At 51.8% G+C, this 21035-nt stretch carries 21 protein-coding genes; 5 read left to right on the top strand and 16 right to left on the bottom strand.

From position 1 onward, the window contains the following. Positions 1-3: 3 nt before the first annotated feature. The 4 genes from galT to modE form a co-directional block, all read right to left on the bottom strand. Positions 4-1050: a galactose-1-phosphate uridylyltransferase gene (gene galT / locus HVZ39_RS17300; protein WP_016156021.1), complete on the bottom strand. Its 1047-nt coding sequence runs from the start codon at positions 1048-1050 to the stop codon at positions 4-6. Between the two features lie 9 nt (positions 1051-1059). Further along, positions 1060-2076 carry a UDP-glucose 4-epimerase GalE gene (galE, locus tag HVZ39_RS17295; RefSeq protein WP_103929035.1) on the bottom strand — a complete coding sequence of 339 codons (1017 nt, stop codon included), beginning with the start codon at positions 2074-2076 and terminating at the stop codon, positions 1060-1062. A gap of 217 nt (positions 2077-2293) precedes the next feature. Continuing rightward, the gene (gene modF, locus HVZ39_RS17290; RefSeq protein WP_181632755.1) at positions 2294-3766 is read right to left on the bottom strand and encodes a molybdate ABC transporter ATP-binding protein ModF; all 1473 of its coding nucleotides are present in this window, start codon (positions 3764-3766) and stop codon (positions 2294-2296) included. 67 nt (positions 3767-3833) lie between these two features. Beyond that, positions 3834-4622, bottom strand: a complete 789-nt coding sequence (gene modE, locus HVZ39_RS17285; protein ID WP_016152325.1) for a molybdenum-dependent transcriptional regulator — start codon at positions 4620-4622, stop codon at positions 3834-3836. A gap of 130 nt (positions 4623-4752) precedes the next feature. Between modE and HVZ39_RS17280 the strand changes: the two genes are divergently transcribed. The 4 genes from HVZ39_RS17280 (at position 4753) to modC (ending at position 7627) form a co-directional block, all read left to right on the top strand. Next, positions 4753-4902 (top strand): AcrZ family multidrug efflux pump-associated protein, encoded by a 150-nt coding sequence (locus HVZ39_RS17280; protein WP_003023026.1) that lies wholly within the window; start codon positions 4753-4755, stop codon positions 4900-4902. 201 nt (positions 4903-5103) lie between these two features. Continuing rightward, the gene (gene modA / locus HVZ39_RS17275) at positions 5104-5877 is read left to right on the top strand and encodes a molybdate ABC transporter substrate-binding protein (protein ID WP_016152326.1); all 774 of its coding nucleotides are present in this window, start codon (positions 5104-5106) and stop codon (positions 5875-5877) included. Beyond that, entirely contained in the window at positions 5877-6566 is a 690-nt protein-coding gene (gene modB, locus HVZ39_RS17270; protein WP_016152327.1) for a molybdate ABC transporter permease subunit, read from the top strand. Before modA ends, modB begins: the two co-directional genes overlap by 1 nt. A gap of 2 nt (positions 6567-6568) precedes the next feature. Further along, the gene (gene modC / locus HVZ39_RS17265; RefSeq protein WP_181632754.1) at positions 6569-7627 is read left to right on the top strand and encodes a molybdenum ABC transporter ATP-binding protein ModC; all 1059 of its coding nucleotides are present in this window, start codon (positions 6569-6571) and stop codon (positions 7625-7627) included. Here the strand turns inward: modC and HVZ39_RS17260 are convergent, their stop codons facing one another. Then, positions 7628-8446, bottom strand: a complete 819-nt coding sequence (locus HVZ39_RS17260) for a pyridoxal phosphatase (protein WP_016152329.1) — start codon at positions 8444-8446, stop codon at positions 7628-7630. Between the two features lie 165 nt (positions 8447-8611). On the opposite strand from HVZ39_RS17260, the gene pgl reads away from it, so the two are divergent. Continuing rightward, positions 8612-9607, top strand: a complete 996-nt coding sequence (gene pgl, locus HVZ39_RS17255) for a 6-phosphogluconolactonase (RefSeq protein WP_181626315.1) — start codon at positions 8612-8614, stop codon at positions 9605-9607. A gap of 81 nt (positions 9608-9688) precedes the next feature. Here the strand turns inward: pgl and HVZ39_RS17250 are convergent, their stop codons facing one another. The 11 genes from HVZ39_RS17250 to HVZ39_RS17200 all read right to left on the bottom strand — a co-directional run bounded on the left by HVZ39_RS17250 (position 9689) and on the right by HVZ39_RS17200 (position 20974). Continuing rightward, positions 9689-10798: a hypothetical protein gene (locus HVZ39_RS17250; RefSeq protein ID WP_181632753.1), complete on the bottom strand. Its 1110-nt coding sequence runs from the start codon at positions 10796-10798 to the stop codon at positions 9689-9691. 14 nt (positions 10799-10812) lie between these two features. Then, entirely contained in the window at positions 10813-11589 is a 777-nt protein-coding gene (locus HVZ39_RS17245) for a M23 family metallopeptidase (RefSeq protein ID WP_223307935.1), read from the bottom strand. Positions 11590-11601: 12 nt separating this feature from the next. Beyond that, the gene (locus HVZ39_RS26800; protein ID WP_103283642.1) at positions 11602-12399 is read right to left on the bottom strand and encodes an A24 family peptidase; all 798 of its coding nucleotides are present in this window, start codon (positions 12397-12399) and stop codon (positions 11602-11604) included. 12 nt (positions 12400-12411) lie between these two features. Beyond that, entirely contained in the window at positions 12412-13449 is a 1038-nt protein-coding gene (locus tag HVZ39_RS17235; RefSeq protein ID WP_181632752.1) for a type II secretion system F family protein, read from the bottom strand. After that, entirely contained in the window at positions 13433-14815 is a 1383-nt protein-coding gene (locus HVZ39_RS17230; RefSeq protein WP_131341739.1) for an ATPase, T2SS/T4P/T4SS family, read from the bottom strand. Before HVZ39_RS17230 ends, HVZ39_RS17235 begins: the two co-directional genes overlap by 17 nt. Positions 14816-14958: 143 nt before the next feature. Next, positions 14959-15495, bottom strand: coding sequence for a hypothetical protein (locus HVZ39_RS17225; RefSeq protein ID WP_181632751.1), 537 nt, complete (start codon positions 15493-15495; stop codon positions 14959-14961). Beyond that, on the bottom strand, positions 15477-16331 hold the full coding sequence (locus HVZ39_RS17220; protein ID WP_181632750.1) for a hypothetical protein: 855 nt from the start codon (positions 16329-16331) through the stop codon (positions 15477-15479). The genes HVZ39_RS17225 and HVZ39_RS17220 overlap by 19 nt, the downstream gene beginning before the upstream one ends. A 4-nt stretch (positions 16332-16335) precedes the next feature. Beyond that, the gene (locus tag HVZ39_RS17215; protein WP_103283646.1) at positions 16336-16881 is read right to left on the bottom strand and encodes a hypothetical protein; all 546 of its coding nucleotides are present in this window, start codon (positions 16879-16881) and stop codon (positions 16336-16338) included. Between the two features lie 7 nt (positions 16882-16888). Further along, on the bottom strand, positions 16889-18331 hold the full coding sequence (locus tag HVZ39_RS17210) for a type II and III secretion system protein (protein ID WP_049040755.1): 1443 nt from the start codon (positions 18329-18331) through the stop codon (positions 16889-16891). 20 nt (positions 18332-18351) lie between these two features. Continuing rightward, positions 18352-18807 carry a TcpQ domain-containing protein gene (locus HVZ39_RS17205; RefSeq protein ID WP_181632749.1) on the bottom strand — a complete coding sequence of 152 codons (456 nt, stop codon included), beginning with the start codon at positions 18805-18807 and terminating at the stop codon, positions 18352-18354. A 16-nt stretch (positions 18808-18823) separates the two neighbouring features. Beyond that, positions 18824-20974 (bottom strand): prepilin-type N-terminal cleavage/methylation domain-containing protein, encoded by a 2151-nt coding sequence (locus tag HVZ39_RS17200; protein ID WP_181632748.1) that lies wholly within the window; start codon positions 20972-20974, stop codon positions 18824-18826. Between the last annotated feature and the right edge of the window lie 61 nt (positions 20975-21035).

Raw genomic sequence — 21035 nt, 5'->3', positions numbered from 1 at the left:
TATTTACACTCCGGATTCGCGAAAATGAATGTCGCTGACCGCACGCAGTCGCTCAGCCGCTTGTTCTGCAGTCAGATCTCGCTGGGTTTCTGCCAGCATTTCATAACCGACCATAAATTTACGCACGGTCGCGGAACGCAGCAGCGGCGGGTAAAAGTGCGCGTGCAACTGCCAGTGTTCGTTTTCTTCACCGTTAAACGGCGCGCCGTGCCAGCCCATGGAGTAGGGGAATGAGCACTGGAACAGGTTGTCGTAACGACTGGTCAGTTTTTTCAACGCCAGCGCCAGGTCAGCACGCTGCTCGTTGGTCAAATCGGTAATACGCAGCACATGCGCTTTCGGCAGCAGCAGCGTTTCGAACGGCCACGCGGCCCAGTAAGGGACAACCGCCAGCCAGTGCTCAGTTTCAACGACCGTACGGCTGCCGTCTGCCAGTTCACGCTGGACGTAATCAACGAGCATCGGCGCGCCCTGTTCGGCGAAGTATGCTTTCTGTAGGCGATTTTCACGTTCAGCTTCGTTGGGCAAAAAGCTGTTGGCCCAAATTTGACCGTGTGGGTGCGGGTTCGAGCACCCCATCGCCGCGCCTTTATTCTCAAATACCTGCACCCAGGGATAGGTTTTCCCTAAGTCTTCGGTCTGCTCCTGCCACGTTTTTACGATTTCTGTCAGCGCAGGGACGCTGAGTTCTGGCAGCGTTTTGCTGTGATCGGGCGAGAAGCAAATTACGCGGCTGGTACCGCGCGCGCTCTGGCAACGCATCAACGGATCGTGACTGTCCGGCGCGTCCGGGGTATCGGACATCAGCGCCGCAAAATCATTGGTAAAAACATAGGTTCCGGTGTAATCCGGATTTACATCACCGGTAACGCGCGTATTGCCAGCACACAGGAAACAGTCCGGGTCATGTGCAGGCAGTACCTGCTTAGACGGGGTTTCCTGCGCCCCTTGCCACGGACGTTTGGCGCGATGCGGTGATACGAGGATCCACTGCCCGGTGAGCGGGTTAAAACGGCGATGTGGATGATCGACAGGATTGAATTGCGTCATGATTGGTCCTTAATCCGAATATCCTTGCGGGTGGCGTGACTGCCAGTGCCAGGTGTCTTGTGCCATTTCATCCAGTGTGCGGGTCACGCGCCAGTTAAGCTCGCGATCGGCTTTGCTGGCATCTGCCCAGTAAGCCGGAAGATCGCCATCACGGCGCGGGGCGAAATGGTAATTAATGGGTTTACCGCAGGCTTTGCTGAAGGCGTTGACCACGTCCAGTACGCTGCTGCCGATGCCTGCTCCGAGGTTGTAAATATGCACACCCTGTTTGCCCGCCAGTTTTTCCATCGCGACGACGTGGCCGTCGGCGAGATCCATCACGTGGATGTAGTCGCGAACGCCGGTGCCATCTTCAGTTGGGTAGTCGTTGCCAAATATGGCAAGGGACTCGCGGCGGCCCACGGCAACTTGTGCGATGTAAGGCATCAGGTTGTTGGGAATACCTTGCGGATCTTCCCCCATATCGCCCGACGGATGAGCACCAACCGGGTTAAAGTAGCGCAGTAAGGCGATACTCCAGTCGGGGTGTGCTTTTTGCAGGTCGGTCAGGATTTGTTCTACCATCAGCTTGCTTTTGCCGTACGGACTTTGCGGCGTGCCGGTAGGGAAGCTTTCAACGTAAGGAATTTGCGGCTGATCGCCATAGACGGTCGCGGAGGAGCTGAAAATGAAGTTTTTCACGTTGGCGGCGCGCATTGCATTCACCAGACGCAGGGTGCCATTGACGTTGTTGTCATAGTACTCCAACGGCTTGGCAACCGATTCTCCAACGGCTTTTAAACCCGCAAAATGAATGACCGTGTCAATGGCATGATCGTGTAGAATTTCGGTTATCAGCGCTTCGTTACGGATATCCCCTTCCACGAAGGTCGGCTGCTTGCCACTTAAACGCTCAATGACGGGCAAAACGCTGCGTTTGCTGTTGCAGAGATTGTCCAGGATCACCACCTCGTGACCGTTTTTCAACAACTGCACGCAAGTGTGGCTTCCAATGTAACCGCTACCACCTGTAACCAATACTCTCATAATTCGCTCCGTTAAGCCTATGGTATGCAATAACCATAGCATAACAAAGATACGAAAAGTGTGACATGGAATAAATTAGTGGAATCGTTTACACTCCATAAGTTTCACGCATTTTTAATGGTTATTTTATTTTAAATCATTATGTTAGGTTGTTATTTCAGCGTTTGTCTGAAAAAAAGCAGAAAAAAAGGGCGTGATAAACGCCCTGCAATGAAAACTAACGCAGAGACGTTAATCGATAGGCGTAGATGTCGTTTTCGGGCACAAACTCCAGTCGATGGGTAATGCAGGCTGGGGCATCTTCGGCGTGGTGAGAGACGAACAGCAGTTGAGTTTCACCTTCACCGATTAGCACATCCACAAAACGGCGAATCAGTTGGCGATTGAGCGGATCTAACCCTTGCAAAGGCTCGTCAAGGATCAACAACGTCGGGTGTTTAACCAGCGCGCGAACAATCAGTGCCAGCCGCTGCTGTCCCCAGGAAAGACTATGAAATGGCGCATCCGCGGTGCGTTTATCGAAGCCAAGGATATCCAGCCACTGTTGCACCAGCTTGTGCTGCCTGTCGGAAACGGCCTGATAGATGCCGATTGAATCAAAATAACCAGAGAGAATAACGTTGCGAACTGTGGTACTCACCCGGTAATCCAGATGCAGACTGCTGCTGACGTAGCCGATGTGTTTTTTGATATCCCAGATAGTTTCACCGCTGCCACGGCGACGGCCAAACAGGGTCAGGTCGTTGCTGTAGCCCTGGGGGTGATCGCCGGTGATTAAACTGAGCAGAGTTGATTTTCCCGCTCCGTTGGGGCCGACGATTTGCCAGTGTTCCCCCGGATTTACCTGCCAGCTCAAATGGTGAAGGATAGGGCGATCGTTATACGAGACCGTGCCATCGTTAAGCACAATTCGCGGCTCGTTATCTGACAACGTACGGCGCACCGAAGGCTCGTCCGGTTCAGGTAACTGAATTCCTTCCAGCCGCTCGCTATGGGCAAGCTGAGCGATTAATGCCTGTTGCAGAAGGTCGGTTTTTGCGCCGGTTTCTGTCAGCGTGCAATCGGCAAGTACGCCAGCAAACTGCACGAATTCGGGAATTTCATCAAAGCGGTTAAGTACCAGCACCAGCGTAAAGCCGGCCTGATGCAACTCAGCGAGCAGTTCTGCTAACTGACGGCGTGACGCTACGTCCAGCCCGTCAAAGGGCTCATCAAGGATCAGTAAATCCGGCGCGGACATTAACGCCTGACAGAGCAGGGTTTTGCGTGTTTCACCGGTGGAAAGGTATTTGAAACGCCTGTTGAGCAGGGAAGAAATGCCAAACTGCTGCGCCAACGCAGCGCAGCGGACGGGATCGTTGATCTCATCCTGGATGATTTCGGCGGTGGTGCGCCCGGTGTCGTCTTCACCGGGACTAAGAAGATCGGTGTTGTTTCGCTGCCACTCGTCGCTGACTAGCTTTTGTAGCTGCTCAAAGGAGAGTCGGGTAATACGCGTGAACTGACAGTGGCGCTCGCCTTTCAGAAGCGGCAGCTCTCCCGACAGTGCGCGGGCCAGCGCGGATTTCCCGCTCCCGTTAGCGCCAACAAACGCCCAGCTATCACCCGCGTTTAACGTCAACGCATCTAACTGGAGCGTTTTTGTGTCGCTAAGACGAAACGTGCCTTGCGAAATTTGCAACGATGACATTTTGTATCCCATTATTTGCAGCGATTAATAACAGGGATACGTGTTCTTCAGGCTGATGTCAATCTACTCAGCACAGCGTGGCGATAATCACTCTGTCAGCATTAAACCAGGCGGTGACGTTAGCGCCTTCTTGCAGCGTTGCGGCGTCTTGGGCCGGAACGGTGGCGCACAGCGTCTGGCCGTCTGGCAACGTCATCAGCACTTCACACTGTTCCGCTCCACGTTCAATATGGCTAATCGTGCCCTGCAACTGGTTATCGGCGGCCTGAGCGATGGCGTCATCCTGAGTGATTCCTACCCACGGCGCTTTCAGCAGAATCAGTACTTCTTTGCCTTCCTCAAGACCCAGACGCTCGCCGCTTTGCGCAGTGATCGCCACTTTCAGGCGCGTTTCGCCATCGGCCAGCAGGACGTCGACATGCTGCTGGACCTGATCGTGGTCGCGGGCGGTGATTGTGCCAAACCATTGGTTACGGGCGCTGGTTTGCAGTGAAAATCGAGAGATAGCCGCCAGCAGGCTATTGAGCGGTAGCGCATCGTCATCGCTCAAAACATCAAAGGCTTTTTGTTGGATCTGCGCCAGCAAATCATACAACTGAATTAAGCGTTGGCCGTAGCGCGTTAATACCGCGCCGCCGCCGCCTTTGCCGCCTGTGGCGCGCTCAACCAGCGTCTGTTCGCTAAGCTGGTTCATTTCGTTAATCGCATCCCAGGCGCTTTTGTAGCTAATACCTGCATCCTTCGCGCCCTGACTGATAGAGCCGGAAAGCGCAATATGCTTAAGCAGAGAAATGCGACGGGGATCGGCAAACAGTTTTTGCTGAAGTTTCAGCGTAAGAAGGATTTCGGCCTGCATCACAAGCTCCTGGCAAAAGAGAGTATTGTGACGGAAAACCGTGCCTGAGCAAAGCCGACCGCACAAAAGGGGAGTGCTTTTCTGCGTTATGTGGTTAGAATACAGCTAAGGACTACATCTGGAGTTGACCATGTTAGAGTTATTGAAAAGTCTGGTATTCGCCGTAATCATGGTACCTGTGGTAATGGCCATCATTCTGGGTCTGATTTACGGACTGGGTGAAGTGTTCAACATTTTCTCCGGTATCGGTCAAAAAGACCAGTCCAGACAGAATCATTGATTCCCCAAACGCCCGCTCAGTCGGGCGTTTATATTTTTTACGCCTTCCAACCCGTTTTCTCTGTCTACCGTTTCTCAAGATTCTGCTTTCCCTGCCGATATTTTCTTCGTGTAACCTCAAATTGGTATTAATAACCACTGGGAAAATCCTGGTTTACTCGTTATATTTGCGACTACATAACGAAACGCAAAGGAGTTACAGATGGCACGTACATGGTTACGCTTGTTTGCCGGGGCAACACTTTCTCTTACTGTTGCCGGGCATGCGCTGGCGGATGAAGGAAAAATTACTGTTTTCGCAGCGGCTTCACTGACTAACGCGATGCAGGATATTGCGACGCAATACAAAAAAGAGAAGAACGTTGACGTTGTCTCTTCTTTTGCGTCTTCTTCCACGCTGGCGCGCCAGATTGAAGCAGGCGCTCCGGCCGATCTGTTTATCTCTGCCGATCAGAAATGGATGGATTACGCGGTAGACAAAAAGTCGATTGATACCGCAACGCGTGAAACGCTGTTGGGTAACAGCCTGGTGGTTGTCGCACCGAAAGACAGTGCGCAGAAAGACTTCACCATCGACAGCAAAACCAACTGGACCCGTTTGTTAAATGGTGGGCGTCTGGCCGTTGGCGATCCGGAACATGTTCCGGCGGGCATTTATGCTAAAGAAGCGCTGCAAAAATTGGGGGCATGGGATACCCTGGCCCCGAAACTGGCACCTGCCGAAGATGTGCGCGGTGCGCTGGCGCTGGTAGAGCGTAACGAAGCGCCGCTGGGGATCGTCTATGGTTCCGATGCTGTCGCCAGCAAGGGCGTAAAAGTTGTTGCGACTTTCCCGGAAGATTCACACAAAAAAGTGGAATACCCTATCGCAATTGTTGATGGGCACAAAAACGCAACGGTCAGCGCGTTCTATGATTACCTGAAAGGACCGCAGGCTGCTGAAATCTTTAAACGTTATGGATTTACGACCAAGTAATGATACTGACCGATCCTGAATGGCAGGCCGTTATACTGAGCCTGAAAGTTTCTTCCCTGGCTGTGTTGTTTAGTCTGCCGTTTGGGATCTTCTTTGCCTGGCTGCTGGTGCGATGCAAGTTCCCGGGCAAAGCGCTGCTCGACAGCGTTCTGCATTTGCCGCTGGTACTGCCGCCGGTCGTGGTGGGCTATCTGCTGTTGGTCGCCATGGGGCGTCGCGGATTCATTGGCGAATGGCTGTACGACTGGTTTGGCATTACCTTTGCCTTTAGCTGGCGCGGTGCGGTACTGGCTGCGGCGGTGATGTCTTTCCCGCTTATGGTACGGGCTATTCGTCTGGCGCTGGAAGGTGTCGATGTCAAGCTGGAGCAGGCGGCCCGCACGCTGGGCGCTGGACGCTGGCGCGTATTTGTCACGATTACTTTACCGCTGATGCTACCTGGCATTATTGTCGGTACGGTGCTGGCGTTCGCGCGTTCCCTCGGGGAATTTGGCGCAACGATTACCTTTGTCTCCAACATTCCTGGCGAAACCCGCACTATCCCATCGGCGATGTATACCCTGATCCAGACCCCCGGCGGCGAAAGCGCGGCGGCAAGGTTATGTATCATTTCTATTGTGTTAGCGCTGATTTCACTGCTGATTTCTGAATGGCTGGCGCGTATTAGCCGTGAACGGACGGGGCGGTAATCATGCTGGAACTTAATTTCTCCCAAACGCTGGGGACGCATTGCCTGACGCTCAACGAAACGCTGCCAGCCAGTGGGATCACCGCTATTTTTGGCGTTTCCGGCGCGGGTAAAACCTCGCTGATTAACGCCATCAGCGGCCTGACGCAGCCGCAGTCCGGGCGCATCGTGCTTAACGGACGGGTTTTGAACGACGTCGAGAACGGTATCTGTTTAACGCCCGAAAAACGCCGGGTGGGCTATGTTTTCCAGGATGCGCGCCTGTTTCCGCATTATAAAGTGCGCGGCAACCTGCGTTACGGTATGGCGAAAAGTATGTCCGGACAGTTTGATAAGCTGGTGGCCCTGTTGGGCATTGAATCGCTGCTTGACCGTCTGCCTGGCGGTCTTTCTGGCGGTGAAAAACAGCGCGTAGCCATCGGTCGGGCGCTGCTTACCGCACCGGAACTGTTGTTGCTTGATGAGCCGTTAGCCTCGCTGGATATCCCGCGTAAGCGCGAACTGTTGCCTTACCTGCAACGCCTGGCACGTGAAATTAATATTCCGATGCTGTACGTCAGCCACTCGCTCGATGAAATCTTGCACCTGGCAGACAAAGTGATGGTGCTGGAAAACGGGCAGGTTAAAGCGTTCGGTTCGCTGGAAGATGTCTGGGGCAGCAGCGTGATGCATCCGTGGCTACCAAAGGAACAGCAAAGCAGCATTCTGAAAGTCAACGTGCTGGAACATCATCCACATTACGCAATGACTGCACTGGCGCTTGGCGATCAGCATCTATGGGTCAATAAGCTGGATCAACCGCTGCAAACTGCGCTGCGTATTCGTATTCAGGCATCTGATGTTTCGCTGGTGCTTCAACCGCCGCAGCAGACCAGTATTCGTAACGTGCTGCGGGCGAAAGTCGCGCAGTGCTATGACGATAATGGTCAGGTGGAGGTTCAGCTTGAAGTGGGCGGTAAAACGCTGTGGGCGAGGATCAGCCCGTGGGCCAGGGATGAACTGGGTATCAAACCTGGCCTGTGGCTGTACGCGCAAATTAAGAGCGTATCGATTACCGCGTGATTACAGCAGGTGGGAGTAAATAAATTTCGCGATGCTGTCGGTGGTGTTGTCACCAATTACGATGTTGGCGCGGGCTTTGACCGCGTCGTCCGCATTACCCATCGCCACGCCGGTACCTGCGGCTTCCAGCATGCTGATATCGTTAAAGTTGTCACCAAAGGCAATGACGTTTTCCATTGACCCGCCCTGTGCTTCAATCCACTGGGTAAGGCGTCGTCCTTTGCTGTTGCCTTTACGGGCAATGTCGACCTGATCGTGCCAGGACCATTCACACTCCAGCCCCAACTGTTGTTCAACATGCTTACCAAACTGCTGCAGTTTCGGAATATCTTCGTCGGTGAGGGCAAATTTCCAGACGGCGTTAACGTCATGTGCAGCCTGCGCCAGCGAAGGCACCTGGGTGAAGGTCGGGCGCTGTTCCGGCGGCAGGGTTTGCGCCCAGTTAGCGGTACGCACCACATGTCCGGTTGGGCGCTCATACAGCATGGCCTCATCCACATACATCAGCCCGTGGATCTGATGTTCATCCAGCATTTCGATCAGCTGTAATGCCTGGTTTACCGGAAGGGGATCGGATTCCAGTACCGTTTTTGCCTGATAATCATACAAGTAGGTGCCGTTGCAGCAAATTGCAGGTGTATCCAGCGCCAGTGCCTGATAAAAAGGATGAATAGCAACGTGATGGCGACCTGTGACAATGATAAGTTGGTATCCTGCTTCTCTGGCGCGCGCGAGCGCTTCAAGAGAGGATGGCAGCAAGGTTTTTTTCGGGGTCAACAGGGTACCGTCTAAATCCAGGGCAATCACGCGTGCGGTCATAGTTATTTCCAGATTAAGGTTGAGAATTTTATCTGCTGGAATGGTACACCGAGACGGGAGCCGGACAAAATTCTGCGCCTTAATTAAGCATTCACCGTTAAAAGCGTCTACCTTAGGCGTGTGTCAGGCAATTGCAGCCACCTGCCAAAAAGCAAAGGAGTATTCATGAAGCAAACCGTTTATACCGCCAGCCCTGAAAGTCAGCAAATCCACGTCTGGAGCCTGAATCATGATGGTTCTTTGACGCTGACGCAGGTGGTTGATGTGCCGGGTCAGGTACAGCCGATGGTCGTCAGCCCGGATAAGCGCTACCTCTATGTTGGCGTGCGCCCGGAGTTTCGCGTGTTGGCTTACCGCATTGCGCCTGATGACGGTGCGCTGACCTTCGCGGCGGAGTCTGCGCTGCCGGGTAGCCCGACGCATATTTCTACCGATCATCAGGGACGTTTCGTGTTTGTCGGCTCTTATAACGCCGGGAGCGTGAGCGTCACGCGTCTGGAAGATGGCCTGCCGGTGGAACAGGTTGACGTGGTTGAAGGTCTGGACGGCTGCCACTCGGCCAACATCTCACCGGATAACCGTATCCTGTGGGTTCCGGCGTTGAAACAGGATCGTATCTGTCTGTTTGAGGTAAGCGATGATGGACATCTGGTGGCGCAGGAACCGGCAGAAGTGACCACCGTTGAAGGTGCTGGCCCGCGTCATATGACGTTCCATCCGAATAAGCAATTTGCCTACTGTGTGAATGAGCTGAACAGCTCCGTTGACGTCTGGGCGCTGAAAGATCCATACGGCAAGATTGAGTGTGTGCAGACGCTGGATATGATGCCGGCTGATTTCACTGATACCCGTTGGGCAGCGGATATTCACATTACACCGGATGGTCGTCATCTGTACGCCTGTGACCGCACCGGCAGCCTGATTACGATCTTTAGCGTGTCTGAAGATGGCAGCGTGCTGACCAAAGAGGGTTTCCAGCCAACTGAAACTCAGCCGCGCGGTTTTAATATCGATCACAGCGGTAAATACCTGATTGCCGCCGGACAGAAATCGCACCATATCGCGGTGTATGAGATTGCTGGCGAGCAGGGGCTGCTGGCAGAGAAGGGGCGTTATGCGGTGGGGCAGGGACCGATGTGGGTCGTGGTGAACGCTTACTAACGCCATCAGTCAGAGCAGGAAAAGCCTGTTCAAAGATAAAAGCGAGGTTTACATCCGTGTGAACCTCGCGGGGAAAATAAGTTATTTCAACGGATAAATACACTTAGCATTGACCCAGGGGAAACATATTAAATCCGTCTTTTCTAATTGAAAATAAATCCCCGTGTCCTCAGGTGTGTCCCAGTCTGGGTATCGAGAATTATAGAAAAGCTTCACCTTGAGAACGTCAATATTTGTGAAATCGATTTCATCTGCATCACCATGAATAGACGTAGCACCGACATCCCAATATCCATCCGTATCGTTATTGGGGGGCGTCGAAGGGAAAGTAGCCGCAAACATTTCCATCCCCATTCCTGGCTTGGCATGCCTATCCGATCTTAATATCTTCATTTTCTTGCCCTGCCCTGTGGGGACATATTTTACAGCCGCAATAGGGAAGGTATAAAAGGCGTCATTTTTAAACACTCTCTTATTCGTATGCTGGAAACCAATGACTTCAATGACGAGATATTCCAGATCGTTACTTGATATAAGTATGTCTTTAGGGACTTGATGTCCATCCTGGCCACCGCAGAATCGACTGCCTGCTTTCTCACAGGGGGCTTCGCTTTGGGAAAAAAAGATCGCTGAGAGCCGGACATTAGGATCGTCCACCTCATCCTGCTTATTCGCCGGTGGATACTCGTAACCGCCATAGCGATGTCTAAAGAACCGTGTCGCTCTTTGAAGTTTATCGGGGACCTTGCCCTGAATATAAATACCATTGTCAATCTCGAGATAACTATAAAGCAAACCTTCAAGGTGTTCTGACGAAGCCTCCGAATTACCTCTAAGTTTGTCTCTACTGTTATCACATTGCCTTTCCTCTTTAAATGGACAACGCGGTAAATTTGGTGCAGTAACACTAAGATTATTACGACCTTTATCCTGATCGTACCCTTTCGTTTTCCAATACACGTTCACGCCATACGATTGTATAGCCTCAGTACTAAATTGCCGACTAAACGTCTCTGCCGTTACCCGAACGGTAAAATAATGCGGCCCCAGCGAGGCCGGCGTGCGTTTCAGAAAACCAAAATTTGCACTGAGGTCGTCTCCTGAATTGGGAGCATTATTCGAAGATATTGCACTTGTGCTAAAAAGCAGCATTGCCGAGATCAGCCCTGCCGATAAAACAGTCCTTTTCATTTGTCACTCCCTCTTTATGCGACGGAAATAATCTGATATTTACCACTGCGCAACAGCACGACCTGATAGTCGCCAAAGACCATACTACCTGGTGCCACGGTGCGCGTTTTGTTGTTAAACCGGACGGTAATCCGGGTTCCGCCCGGTCCCTGAGAAACCAGCACCACCCGAGGCTGAGCGTCGGATTTTTCTTCCGTGGACGCCCGCCCGGCGCGCGCCAGCATCGGGGTGTTGTTCAGCAAGGGCTGCGGGTCGAGCGCCACGCCCCGCCAGGCAATTTCCAGATGCAGATGCGGACCTGTGCTAAAACCGCTGCTGCCGGATGCGGCGATCTCTTCGCCCGCCGTCAGCTTTTCGCCCTTACGCACCCGCGTAGAGGCGAGATGAAAATAGCGACTCAGCCAGCCGTCTGCATGACGGAGAGTGATAAAGTATCCGGTGCCGCGACCGTAGCCGCTCTCCACCACTTCGCCGTCGGCAATTGCATGCACGCTGCTGCCGAATGGCACAGGAATATCCATGCCTTTATGCTGCATCATGCGCCCCAGCACAGGGTGCAGGCGTTGTCCAAATCCTGAGCTGATCTGGCGCTTCGCCACGGGCCAGATAAAGCGTACTGGGGCGTTATCATCATCCACCGCCGCAGCGCTGGACGGCATCCTCAGGTTCTCTTCTGACCACATTTGCGCTGCCTGTAATGACGGAACGAAAGCCTGCTGCCAGGCCTGCTCGCAGCTGGTCGTCGCCAGCGGCGCCATTGTCAGCCATATGCTCCATATCAGACACGACACGATCGACCTCCGTCAGAGCAGCAGTAAAAACGCGACCAGCGCGATAGCCGGACCGAACGGAATATAAAAGCGATGTTTGTCATCCTCTTGCGTATAAAAAAACCGCACGCAGGCGTAAAACAGCAGCCCGGCCAGCGCCGAAAAGCAGAGTAATTCCGGCAGGCGCTGCCAGCCAAGCCATGCCCCGCAGGCGGCGTAGAGCTTGACGTCGCCGTAGCCCAGACCGTCGCGTTTGCAGAACGTCTCCCACAGCTTCATCACGCCCCACAGCAATAGCCAGGCGGCGGCGACGCCATAAACCGCGTCCTTCACCCGCACCATGGAGTAGCCCGATGCGGCAAGCAGTAGCCCGCCCCAGAGCACGGTGAAGACCAGCGCGTCCGGCAGAATCAGATGTTTAAAATCGATAACCGCCGCGCTGTAGAGCACCATAAACAACAGCGCATATGCCAGCGCGAGCTGAGGAGACCATTGCGGCAGGTAAAACCAGGCCAGCGCCCCCCATACCAGCCCCATCGCCAGTTCAGAAACCGGATAAATAACCGGGATCGCAATGCCGCACTGGCGGCATTTGCCCTTCAGTAACAGCCAACTGAGAACCGGAATATTATCCCAGGGCTTAATATCTGATTTACAGGCAGGGCAGTGCGACGGCGGCCACCACAAATTAACAGCCGCCCCTTCTGAATCATCCTCATCTATCACGCCAAGCATCAGCGGCAGACGATAAATAATCACGTTGGCTAAGCTGCCAAACAGCAATCCAAGTGGGATAAAAATAGCCACCATCCATGGCATTAACAGTTCCATGATTTAATTTTCCTAAAAAGAACCGCTGGCGCCCATCGCCGCCAACTTGTCGCTGAGCGAAAACAACGCGGCAAAAACCCATATTACGCAACCGCCTAATATCAGCGTGGAGAGCGCTTTTAATAACCCGGAAAGTTTAGTGATATATTCCCGAATGTGTTCACGTGATTTATTCGATACCGCCAGCAGCACCTCATTAAACGAGGGTAGCGCGGCGTAAAGGCTGATATTGAGCAGCGTTTCCGTGTTCAGTAAACCCGAATTGAGCGCCTCCCCATAGCTGACGCCTGCCGCCATTTTCTTCTGCATCCCGGCCAGGTGCCAGCGCAGCCAGCGGCTGGAGTTCAGGCTAATAATGCTGAGCGCATCGTTGAGCGGAATGCCGTTTTTTAACATCAGCGCCAGGTTGTTGAGAAAAATAGAGGCGGTCAACTGCTTATACGTTGAGAACGGCATAATTCGGTCAAGAAACTGATTACGAATATTCCCGGTCATTTTGCCCATCGCTATTTTGATCACGGTAACCAGCGCAATAAAACCAATGAGGATATATATCCACAGCCCATTACACAGCGCCATCCCAAAAATATAGAGCGCGCTGGTGACGCCAGGCCATTTTTCAACCGGTACAACGCCTTCAAAAGCCGGGAACACTTTATAAGCATAACCGCCTATCACCACCAGCGACAGGACCAGCATAATGAGCGGGAAGGTGATGGCGCCGACGATTTTCTTGCGCAGCTCGTCGTTATAATTAATTACGTTTACCAGGGTGATAAAACCGTCGGCCAGGCTGCCGCTGCGTTCCGCCGCGTTAATCACGCTCAGTTCAGATTCAGGGACCAGTCCCTCGAAAACCATCGCAATGGAGGTGGTTTTCGCCATTTTGCTTGTCAGCTCTTCCAGACGTTTAGCAAATCCTTTGCCGAGCAGTTTTTCCCCTTCCGCGCGTAATTTTTGCAACGCGTCATACAACGGAAGTTCAGCGTTAATCATGTCTGCGCAAAACTGATAAAGATAAATACGCTGTTTCTTACCGAATTTTTTCAACTATTACCTCCAGCTCTTCCTGAACGACTTGCCCAAACTCCATTTGAAACCAGGTCGCGCACACGCGTCCCTGAAGTACCGCCGCCATTGTTTTTTCTTTAATTTCGAATCCTTCACTCAGGCCGGTCTGTTTTAATCGCTTCGCGCGCCAGACGGTATAAACTTTAAGCCACTTCTGTTCAGCAATGGCCTCCAGCTCGTCATACACCGGCAGCAAATACTCCATCACCAGCTGGCGTCCGCCAATACCGGTGTGTTTGCAGGCCGGACAGCCTTCAGCGTTTTTTTCATAAAGCTGGAATTCGCGTCCCTTAATGGCGGTGGTCCGTAACGACGTTTTACACTGCGGGCACAGTACCGGTATTAGCTTCTGGCACTGTAAGCCCGCAATAAAGCCCGGCGTTGAAAGCTTATCGCTGGTAATACCGAGCGCGGATAAGCGTTGCAATAACGAAACGATGTTGCCTGCGTGCACGGTGGTAAAGCAGTAGTGACCACTTTCCACCGCCCCAGCCAGCGCGTTAGAAGAGATATTGTCGCGAATTTCCCCCACCATCAGCACGTCCGGATCGCGACGCAGCGAGGATTTGATCGCCGAATGGAATCCTCCGGATTCGCCGCTTAATACCGAACTTTGCGTCGCGCCATAGATCTGATATTCGACCGGATCTTCTACGGTCAGAAAACAGCCGCGATTGTCATAGCGGTTGATTTGCATCCATTCCATCAAATTCTTCAGGGTAGTGGATTTCCCCGAACCGGTTGTTCCGGCAATAATATAAGCGCCGTAGGGGTTACTCAGGATCCTTTTGAGGTCGCTAATTTCCTCATCGGAAACGCCAAGCTTATCCAGGCTCGCGACGCTGGCTCTGTCCAGACCCGATGGAATAATTCGCAATACCGCGTGATAGCAATCGCTGGTCTCGCCAAATATCGGATAGTGCGCATAGCGGAAGCGGTAGCTTTTCCCCGCCAGCGAATAGAGGATATTGGCGTTTTGCGCAATATTGCGGTTCCAGGTGGTGTCGCGGGTGCTTGCCTCAACGTTGTAGAGCACGAACACCAGCTCATCGCAGCGTGACGCCTTCATCTGTATAAACGGACAAAGCACGCCGTTAATGCGCAGCTCAATATTCGCCACCATATCATTACGGGTGATATGCAGGTCGCTGGCCTTCAACGCCACGGCCTTTTTCAGCATCTCTTCCAGCGCAAGCTGTGTGTTACTGCTTTCCTGTTCAAGCAGCTTACTTCCCGCCGACAGCAGTTGTTCAACGATCAGGTAATAATTTTTCTCAGTAACCTGCGCTATTCCCTTAACCTGAATATTATGGGAAACCTGCAGGCGGTGGCACACCGCCTGCATTGGTGCCAGATTATCAATCAAAGGCGTGGATACCAGTAACCAGGCTTCATCCGCATGCTCAGCAACCAGAATATCGCCGTCATACTCCTGGAATTGCCACTCCTGAGAATGAATATTCTCCTCGTTAAACTGGATATAATCGATCACTTACCCACAACCTCGACCGTCACGTCATTTGCCTTGTTATGACGCGCAATATAGTCATAACCGCCGTAACTAAAACGCTGATTCAGCGGCACCATCTTCACGCCGCCGTCGGCGCCGGCAATCGCCACGCGTTTTTGACCCGCGATTTCGGAAATCAGCAGCGGCCGCAGCCCAGGCGCAGATTCTGAGGTTGCTCCTGGGGAAGCGCTAATATAATCCATTGTGCTGGCGGTGCTCACCGGCATAATCGCTGCGCTATCCGTCTTTTTCTCACCGCGAAGCTTACGCAGCTCGCTGCGGACTTTTTCCAGCGCAAGCTGATTCGCCAGCTCGCGGTACTGGCTCTCGAAGTTGAAATCTTTTTCTATCATCTCAACAACGTGATCCTGCATCGGCGATACGTCGCTTAACGGCGGCGTGCCTTCCGCTTGCACAACCTCCTGCGCGGGGATGATTTCTGCCGTATCTGCGGCGTAAAGAGCAGGTGAAAGCGTCAACACTATTCCCGCAATAATTAATTTCCCTTTTTGCATGCCAGTCCTCCGGTAACGAGCGTTGAGTTTTCAGTGAATACGATTGATTTGATAATAAACGCGTCGGCAAAGGGTTGCTTATTCAACACCAACGACACGCCTGAGAAATCCATTTTGGTCGGTGAGGTGATCGTCCAACCGACGAACAGCATGCCAAATGACGTTACCGCACTTTTCAGCGCGCTTTCATTTTGCCCGACGGCAGAGGAGGGCATTCCCGTTAATACCAGTTCGGTATTTCGTCCGCCTAATGAGTTCCAGGTGCTGATATAACTTAATACATCGGTACAGACCGGCAGATTGACCGTATTTTTACTCTGCCACGCGCTGAGCCATGGGTGTTTATTCATCCCGGACTCAACGCCCGTATAGTCCAGCGTGTTTTTTGAAAAACTGGGCGACCAGGTTTTGCCCCAGAGATTAATATCGGCCACGCTAAATATCCGCCCTGGATTCAGCGCATAGCTGAGTGAGCAACCCGTACTGGTACATTCAATACTTTTTGGCGCAAAGCCCACCTGCGACAGTTTTTTATTTGCCAGCAAGAGCTGCTCCAGCAGCAGGCTGGCATCAGAAATGCTGCCGCCCGTGAGTGACTTGCGATAAAAATCTTCGATAGCTTTGATTTTTTGCTGGCGGGCAGCCTGTTCAGCCTTGACTCTGGCTAATCGTTCCTGCTCCGGTTTCCAGATAAAATAGTAATAGCCCGACCCGCCGCCGCCAGCTAATAAAATCAGTAGCGTAACGACCCAGACGATAATTTTACCGCCTCGTCCGGTAGGTGCGCCCCCTATATTACGACGCTTCCAGAAATAGAGATTTTCAGAGACCGCCACGTTCTCATCCTTTTATAAATAATTTCAGTAGTGTCATAAACACCAGTAAAAATACGATGCCGCCTGCTATCAGAGCGCCGATCATCATCTGTCGCCGCTTTTTCTGCCGCTGCTGATGTCCAGTACAGCCTTCAATCACCGCCTCAATGTGCTGTTCCGTTAACTGAATTAACGGTAGCTCCGCATACTGTGGCGATTCTTTCAACTGCTCTTTCAGCTTCATCCAGAAGCGTCTGGAGACCAGACGATCGCTGCCCGAAACGGGAACACCGTGCGAGATAATCAGGAAATAGCAGCTTTCCACCTGCTCGTAATAATAAATACCGTCACCGTACAGAGCTTTCATCCACAGGGCGAAAGGCTCATATAAGGTGGAGTGTTTAGTACAGAAACCCGTAACCATTTCCCCTTCATCCGACAGGACCGTTAACTGGCGATGGGTTCGCCGTAAATGCGCCAGCCAGTCAAGATAATAAGGTTCGTGAGAGGCGGGCTCGTAGCTCCAGACCAGATCAATTAATACCCGATTTTCTGATAAGTGCTTAAGCATGATGCCCTCATCGGGTCTGCGTTGGGGCACGGTAATTATCAATACCGACTACCATAACCACCGTTTCGACATGATCGCTGTTGGTAACCGAGCCTGCCAGCACCGACCATCCCTGACCGTCAGCATCCTCTTTCGCTTCGTATTTGCTGACCAGCAGCAGGCTACCCGGCGTAATTGTGGAAATGTTAAACATTTCCGTCGTGCTTACCGACGGCAACTGAACTTCATCAAAGGTATCGATTGAGTTGAGGTAGCGCTTGGTAAAGCCGCTGGCCACTTCAATTCGCCCGTCGGTTAAGATACGCGGGGTAAGAATAAAGCTGGTGCCGGTGACCAGTTCCGTGGTTTCCACCTCCGTACTGACGTCTCCTGAATTGGAGTCTTCTTCCCTGGTGCGACTGGAGACATAATATTGCGACGTGGTCATGTTGAGTGGAATAGGGATGTTATTACGGGTAATAAACGAACCGCTCTGGATCACCTTACTGCCGGTGAGTTCGTACAGGGCATCCAGTTGAGAGCTGATATTCATATGCTGATTGGTCCAGCCTGCGGTTAAGCCGCCGGAGAGCTTCATCAGCATTTCTGAGCTGTCGATACCAAAAGAGGAGGTCCCGTCATTGAAGGTCATATTGACCCCGCCGCCCAGCTCTTTCGTTTTGCGCTTATCAAGGGTAAATATTTTGTAAGTCACGACAAACTGACGGGTATTATCCGCCTGGAATTTCTTCAGCGACTCATTCAGCGCGTGATACTCCGAAGGACGCGCGGTGATCGTCAGAATCGAGGCGTCTTTAAAAATACTGTAAACGCCGCTGGAGACGAATTTTTCCGCCATATCCTCAACGTCGTCCCAGAAGCTGGATTCAAATTTGGTTTCGGCTTTGCCTTTCAGACCGCCACCGGTAGTGGCTTCATTACCGGACAGGTCGAGACTGGTCTCAAACTTGTTGTCTTCGCCGTAAAAATCCAGCTTCAGCACATAGTTCTGGAAATAAGAGACGACCAGCACGCCGTTGTTATCCAGCACTGGGTTCACGTCATATAGTGCGGAAATATAGCGGGTAAATTCCTCAAACGTTCCGTTGAACTTAACGCTACGGAACTCCGGTTCCCCCGCATCCGATTTTCCACCGGGAATGGAAGTATTAATACGGTAGCTAATACCGGTTTGCGCGGTCACCGCCTCAAGAATTGTCGCCAGATCGGTAGGCTCGTAGGACTGAATACTCACCTGCTTACGCAGCAGCGCCTGTTTACGGGAGTTATATTCAACCTTTTTGCCCAGATAAGGCTCGTTATATTTCATATAACCGGTCGTTTTCATCTCATCCGGAGTGGTCGGGTTGCCGGTTTCCTGCGGGACAATACTTTTATCGTACTTGGTATCAATAGACGTACAACCCTGAAGAGCCAGCGTCAACGCCAGAAGCGAAACTTTAATTTTCATAGCATTATTCCCTTGCTTAATTACTGCTCATCAATGATCAGTACGTTATTCGCCTGGTAGTCTTTTATCACCAGCCCGTAGTTTTCTGACGTAAATACTTGTCCAAGCTTAACCAGCACATCCTGTATTGATTTACCCTGCAAATGAATTGCCTTGTAAATAACAAAATCAGTTGAGCTGTTCCAGAGCAGCTTATAGCCATTTTGCTGCGCCCATTTTGAAAGCTGCTGGCTTAATAACTCCTCCTCCAGTAAATCAATTTTTATTTCCATTACTGGCGCACTGACAGGTGCGACGCTTTTCACCGTATCATCCCCGGAAAAGGGATTTCGCGGCGTGGTTGTACTTTCTTTCACTGGCGTGGTGGTTAACATCCCTGCGTCAATTTTTTGCCCGGCTGGTGCGCTGGCGGCAAAACTTCCCTGGCTGCCTAATAATGCGGACACGGCAGCCCCAATTATCCATGTTTTTTTCATCTTACTCTTCCAATGATTAATAGGTGATTCTTTCATGGTCCGGAATATCAAGTTTATTACCGTCTTCTTTATAAAACTTAAGATCGTTATCTTCCGCAACAAGAGAATGGAGCACATACTTATTCGGCATCGCCGTCTTCCAGGCGTAACCTTCGGATGAAATCATTCCCCCTTGCGGGATCGTGCTACACCACTGGTTAATCACCACTGAGAGAGACTGCGGATTCATTTTATTGATACCATCACCATCGGGATTAATCATTGCCGAGGTGGCGCTGATTAACCAGAAGGGGGCGGGGTCGTCCCTGGTACCTGCACCTTTGAACCAGTCTTCCGCGATCCAGTCCTCAAAGGTTCCGTTTTTGTCCCTTTTCACCGGATCGTTGGCAGGGGCTGCTGTATCTTTGTTAACCACTATATTGGCCTGGATCGCAACACCCGCTACCGCCCCCACTTTGTTGCGGGTTTTAACGGTATTCAAACGCGTTGCCCCCTGCTGGGTGTAGTCAGTATAACCAGTGTCTGTTTCAGCATTCTCATCTGCCGCGACCGATGATATGGCGACCGACAGGCGGGGATAGAGGCTTCGCAGCGTGGTGTTACCGTCTTTATCGATACCGGTTACTTTAGGACACGTTTGCAACGGTAAACGAATCACGCCCGGCTCACTTAAGAGACCATCGTAATTTGTACTCTTATTTGCCTCTTTATAAATATCATCAGCCCCTGTCGGACCTTTACCCTGCGGATAATCGTTTTTAAATGACTGATAAAAAGTGGTGGTGGGCGTCACCAGCTCATATTGACCACTGAAGGCATCAGAAAATACACGAGTGGTATCATCATTATTCTGCTGACCATCCTTAAGCGCGTTTGCCTCTACTTGATCGTAAGCCACATGCCATTTTTCCGGATGTTTGCGCGAGGTATTTTCCATCACGATATTGGCGTACAGCGTGCCGGTGGTGCCTTTGAGTGAGCTTGGTAAAGCAGGTTCTGCCTCGCTACCGTCTGTTTTATCCGCGCTGGTACGCAGATGCAGAATGCGATCGTCCGGGTTATCCGCGCCAGGATTGACGCCGTTGCTGTCCATTGCCGCCAGGCACAGCGTGCTCTTGTTTTGCTCTCTGCTCCAGCACATCGCCGGTTCGTTTTTATCTTTGCCCGTTGCATCGCTGCTGGTAATCAGCAGGCGGTCTTCATCAATCGCCGTAATACACGGTCCGGCTTCGTCTTTGGCATCGTTCCAGCATAGTTTGGCCGTTGGAACGGAACCATCGGCTGCAATATCTTCACTGCTTTTGTCTAAGCTTAAGCGAATGCCGTAACGTTTATTCGCATTGAGCCTGTCCATATGATTGGGAACGTCCCCCATCTGCAGCGGCTGGCCTGAGGCCGAGGTTACCAGTTTAAAATTACCGTTACCCTCGATTTCAAACACCACCGCCTGCAGATAGCTGAGATCGACGCCTTTCAGCGCTTTTTCCAGCGGCTTAATAAATCCGGCAAAATGGAGGCCTTCGTTCTCGGCATCTGTCTGGTAGGTGATGTAGAAGTCGACACGTTCAATACCTGGCCCGCTGGTGCCGGCTTGCCGAATGTTGTTGACGAAGTCCACGCGTTCCAGCATCAGCTCCAGCGATTCGGCGCCAGGGCGCAGTTCACACGGCAGCATAGACTCCGCAAGGGCGAAGGGCAGTTTCCCTTTCGGGTTATTGCCATTTTTACATTCACTACCCAGAAACAGATAGCGAGAACCTCGAGTGGGCGATACCTGGGCTTGTGTTGACACACCAACAGACCAGCCGGAATAAAATTTGTCTGTATCCGTATTAGGATAAGGTTGATCCTGTAAGGTTTTATTAGATACGCGATTATCATAATTCGCGACGGTGACGTTAGTATTTTTCGTCCCGAATAGTGGGTTGGCTTCTTCACCGCCCCCCAGAACATTCAGTTTATTTTGCGCAATAAAGCGCATTACGCCAGAAATATCACGGACGATCATATCAGCGACAATAAGCTGGTGACTTTGCTGGGCTTCTTTTCGTTTATAATTGGCATATGTCATCAGGCACATGCCGATAATGGCAAGCACAACAATCATTTCAAGAAGGGTGACGCCTGCCTGACGGCCGTGAGCATTCGTGCTGTGCTTACTTATCATTTATAAAGTCCATTTAGAAGGACTGCCCTCTAATAAAGAGGGCAGAATAAGTACAACAAAT

Source organism: Citrobacter sp. RHB35-C21, assembly GCF_013816515.1.
Lineage (GTDB): Bacteria > Pseudomonadota > Gammaproteobacteria > Enterobacterales > Enterobacteriaceae > Citrobacter > Citrobacter braakii.
This window is presented reverse-complemented; position numbering and strand designations above follow the sequence as displayed.

What these genes read in the sequence shown, in the direction of transcription:
- modA (WP_016152326.1), top strand. Translation starts at nt 5,104, where the DNA reads ATGGCACGTACATGGTTACGCTTGTTTGCCGGGGCAACACTTTCTCTT.
- galT (WP_016156021.1), bottom strand. Translation starts at nt 1,050, where the DNA reads ATGACGCAATTCAATCCTGTCGATCATCCACATCGCCGTTTTAACCCG.
- HVZ39_RS17230 (WP_131341739.1), bottom strand. Translation starts at nt 14,815, where the DNA reads ATGCAGGCGGTGTGCCACCGCCTGCAGGTTTCCCATAATATTCAGGTT.
- modB (WP_016152327.1), top strand. Translation starts at nt 5,877, where the DNA reads ATGATACTGACCGATCCTGAATGGCAGGCCGTTATACTGAGCCTGAAA.
- HVZ39_RS17205 (WP_181632749.1), bottom strand. Translation starts at nt 18,807, where the DNA reads ATGAAAAAAACATGGATAATTGGGGCTGCCGTGTCCGCATTATTAGGC.
- HVZ39_RS17280 (WP_003023026.1), top strand. Translation starts at nt 4,753, where the DNA reads ATGTTAGAGTTATTGAAAAGTCTGGTATTCGCCGTAATCATGGTACCT.
- HVZ39_RS17200 (WP_181632748.1), bottom strand. Translation starts at nt 20,974, where the DNA reads ATGATAAGTAAGCACAGCACGAATGCTCACGGCCGTCAGGCAGGCGTC.
- pgl (WP_181626315.1), top strand. Translation starts at nt 8,612, where the DNA reads ATGAAGCAAACCGTTTATACCGCCAGCCCTGAAAGTCAGCAAATCCAC.
- modC (WP_181632754.1), top strand. Translation starts at nt 6,569, where the DNA reads ATGCTGGAACTTAATTTCTCCCAAACGCTGGGGACGCATTGCCTGACG.
- modF (WP_181632755.1), bottom strand. Translation starts at nt 3,766, where the DNA reads ATGTCATCGTTGCAAATTTCGCAAGGCACGTTTCGTCTTAGCGACACA.
- HVZ39_RS26800 (WP_103283642.1), bottom strand. Translation starts at nt 12,399, where the DNA reads ATGGAACTGTTAATGCCATGGATGGTGGCTATTTTTATCCCACTTGGA.
- HVZ39_RS17215 (WP_103283646.1), bottom strand. Translation starts at nt 16,881, where the DNA reads ATGCTTAAGCACTTATCAGAAAATCGGGTATTAATTGATCTGGTCTGG.
- HVZ39_RS17210 (WP_049040755.1), bottom strand. Translation starts at nt 18,331, where the DNA reads ATGAAAATTAAAGTTTCGCTTCTGGCGTTGACGCTGGCTCTTCAGGGT.
- galE (WP_103929035.1), bottom strand. Translation starts at nt 2,076, where the DNA reads ATGAGAGTATTGGTTACAGGTGGTAGCGGTTACATTGGAAGCCACACT.
- HVZ39_RS17260 (WP_016152329.1), bottom strand. Translation starts at nt 8,446, where the DNA reads ATGACCGCACGCGTGATTGCCCTGGATTTAGACGGTACCCTGTTGACC.
- HVZ39_RS17225 (WP_181632751.1), bottom strand. Translation starts at nt 15,495, where the DNA reads ATGCAAAAAGGGAAATTAATTATTGCGGGAATAGTGTTGACGCTTTCA.
- HVZ39_RS17250 (WP_181632753.1), bottom strand. Translation starts at nt 10,798, where the DNA reads ATGAAAAGGACTGTTTTATCGGCAGGGCTGATCTCGGCAATGCTGCTT.
- modE (WP_016152325.1), bottom strand. Translation starts at nt 4,622, where the DNA reads ATGCAGGCCGAAATCCTTCTTACGCTGAAACTTCAGCAAAAACTGTTT.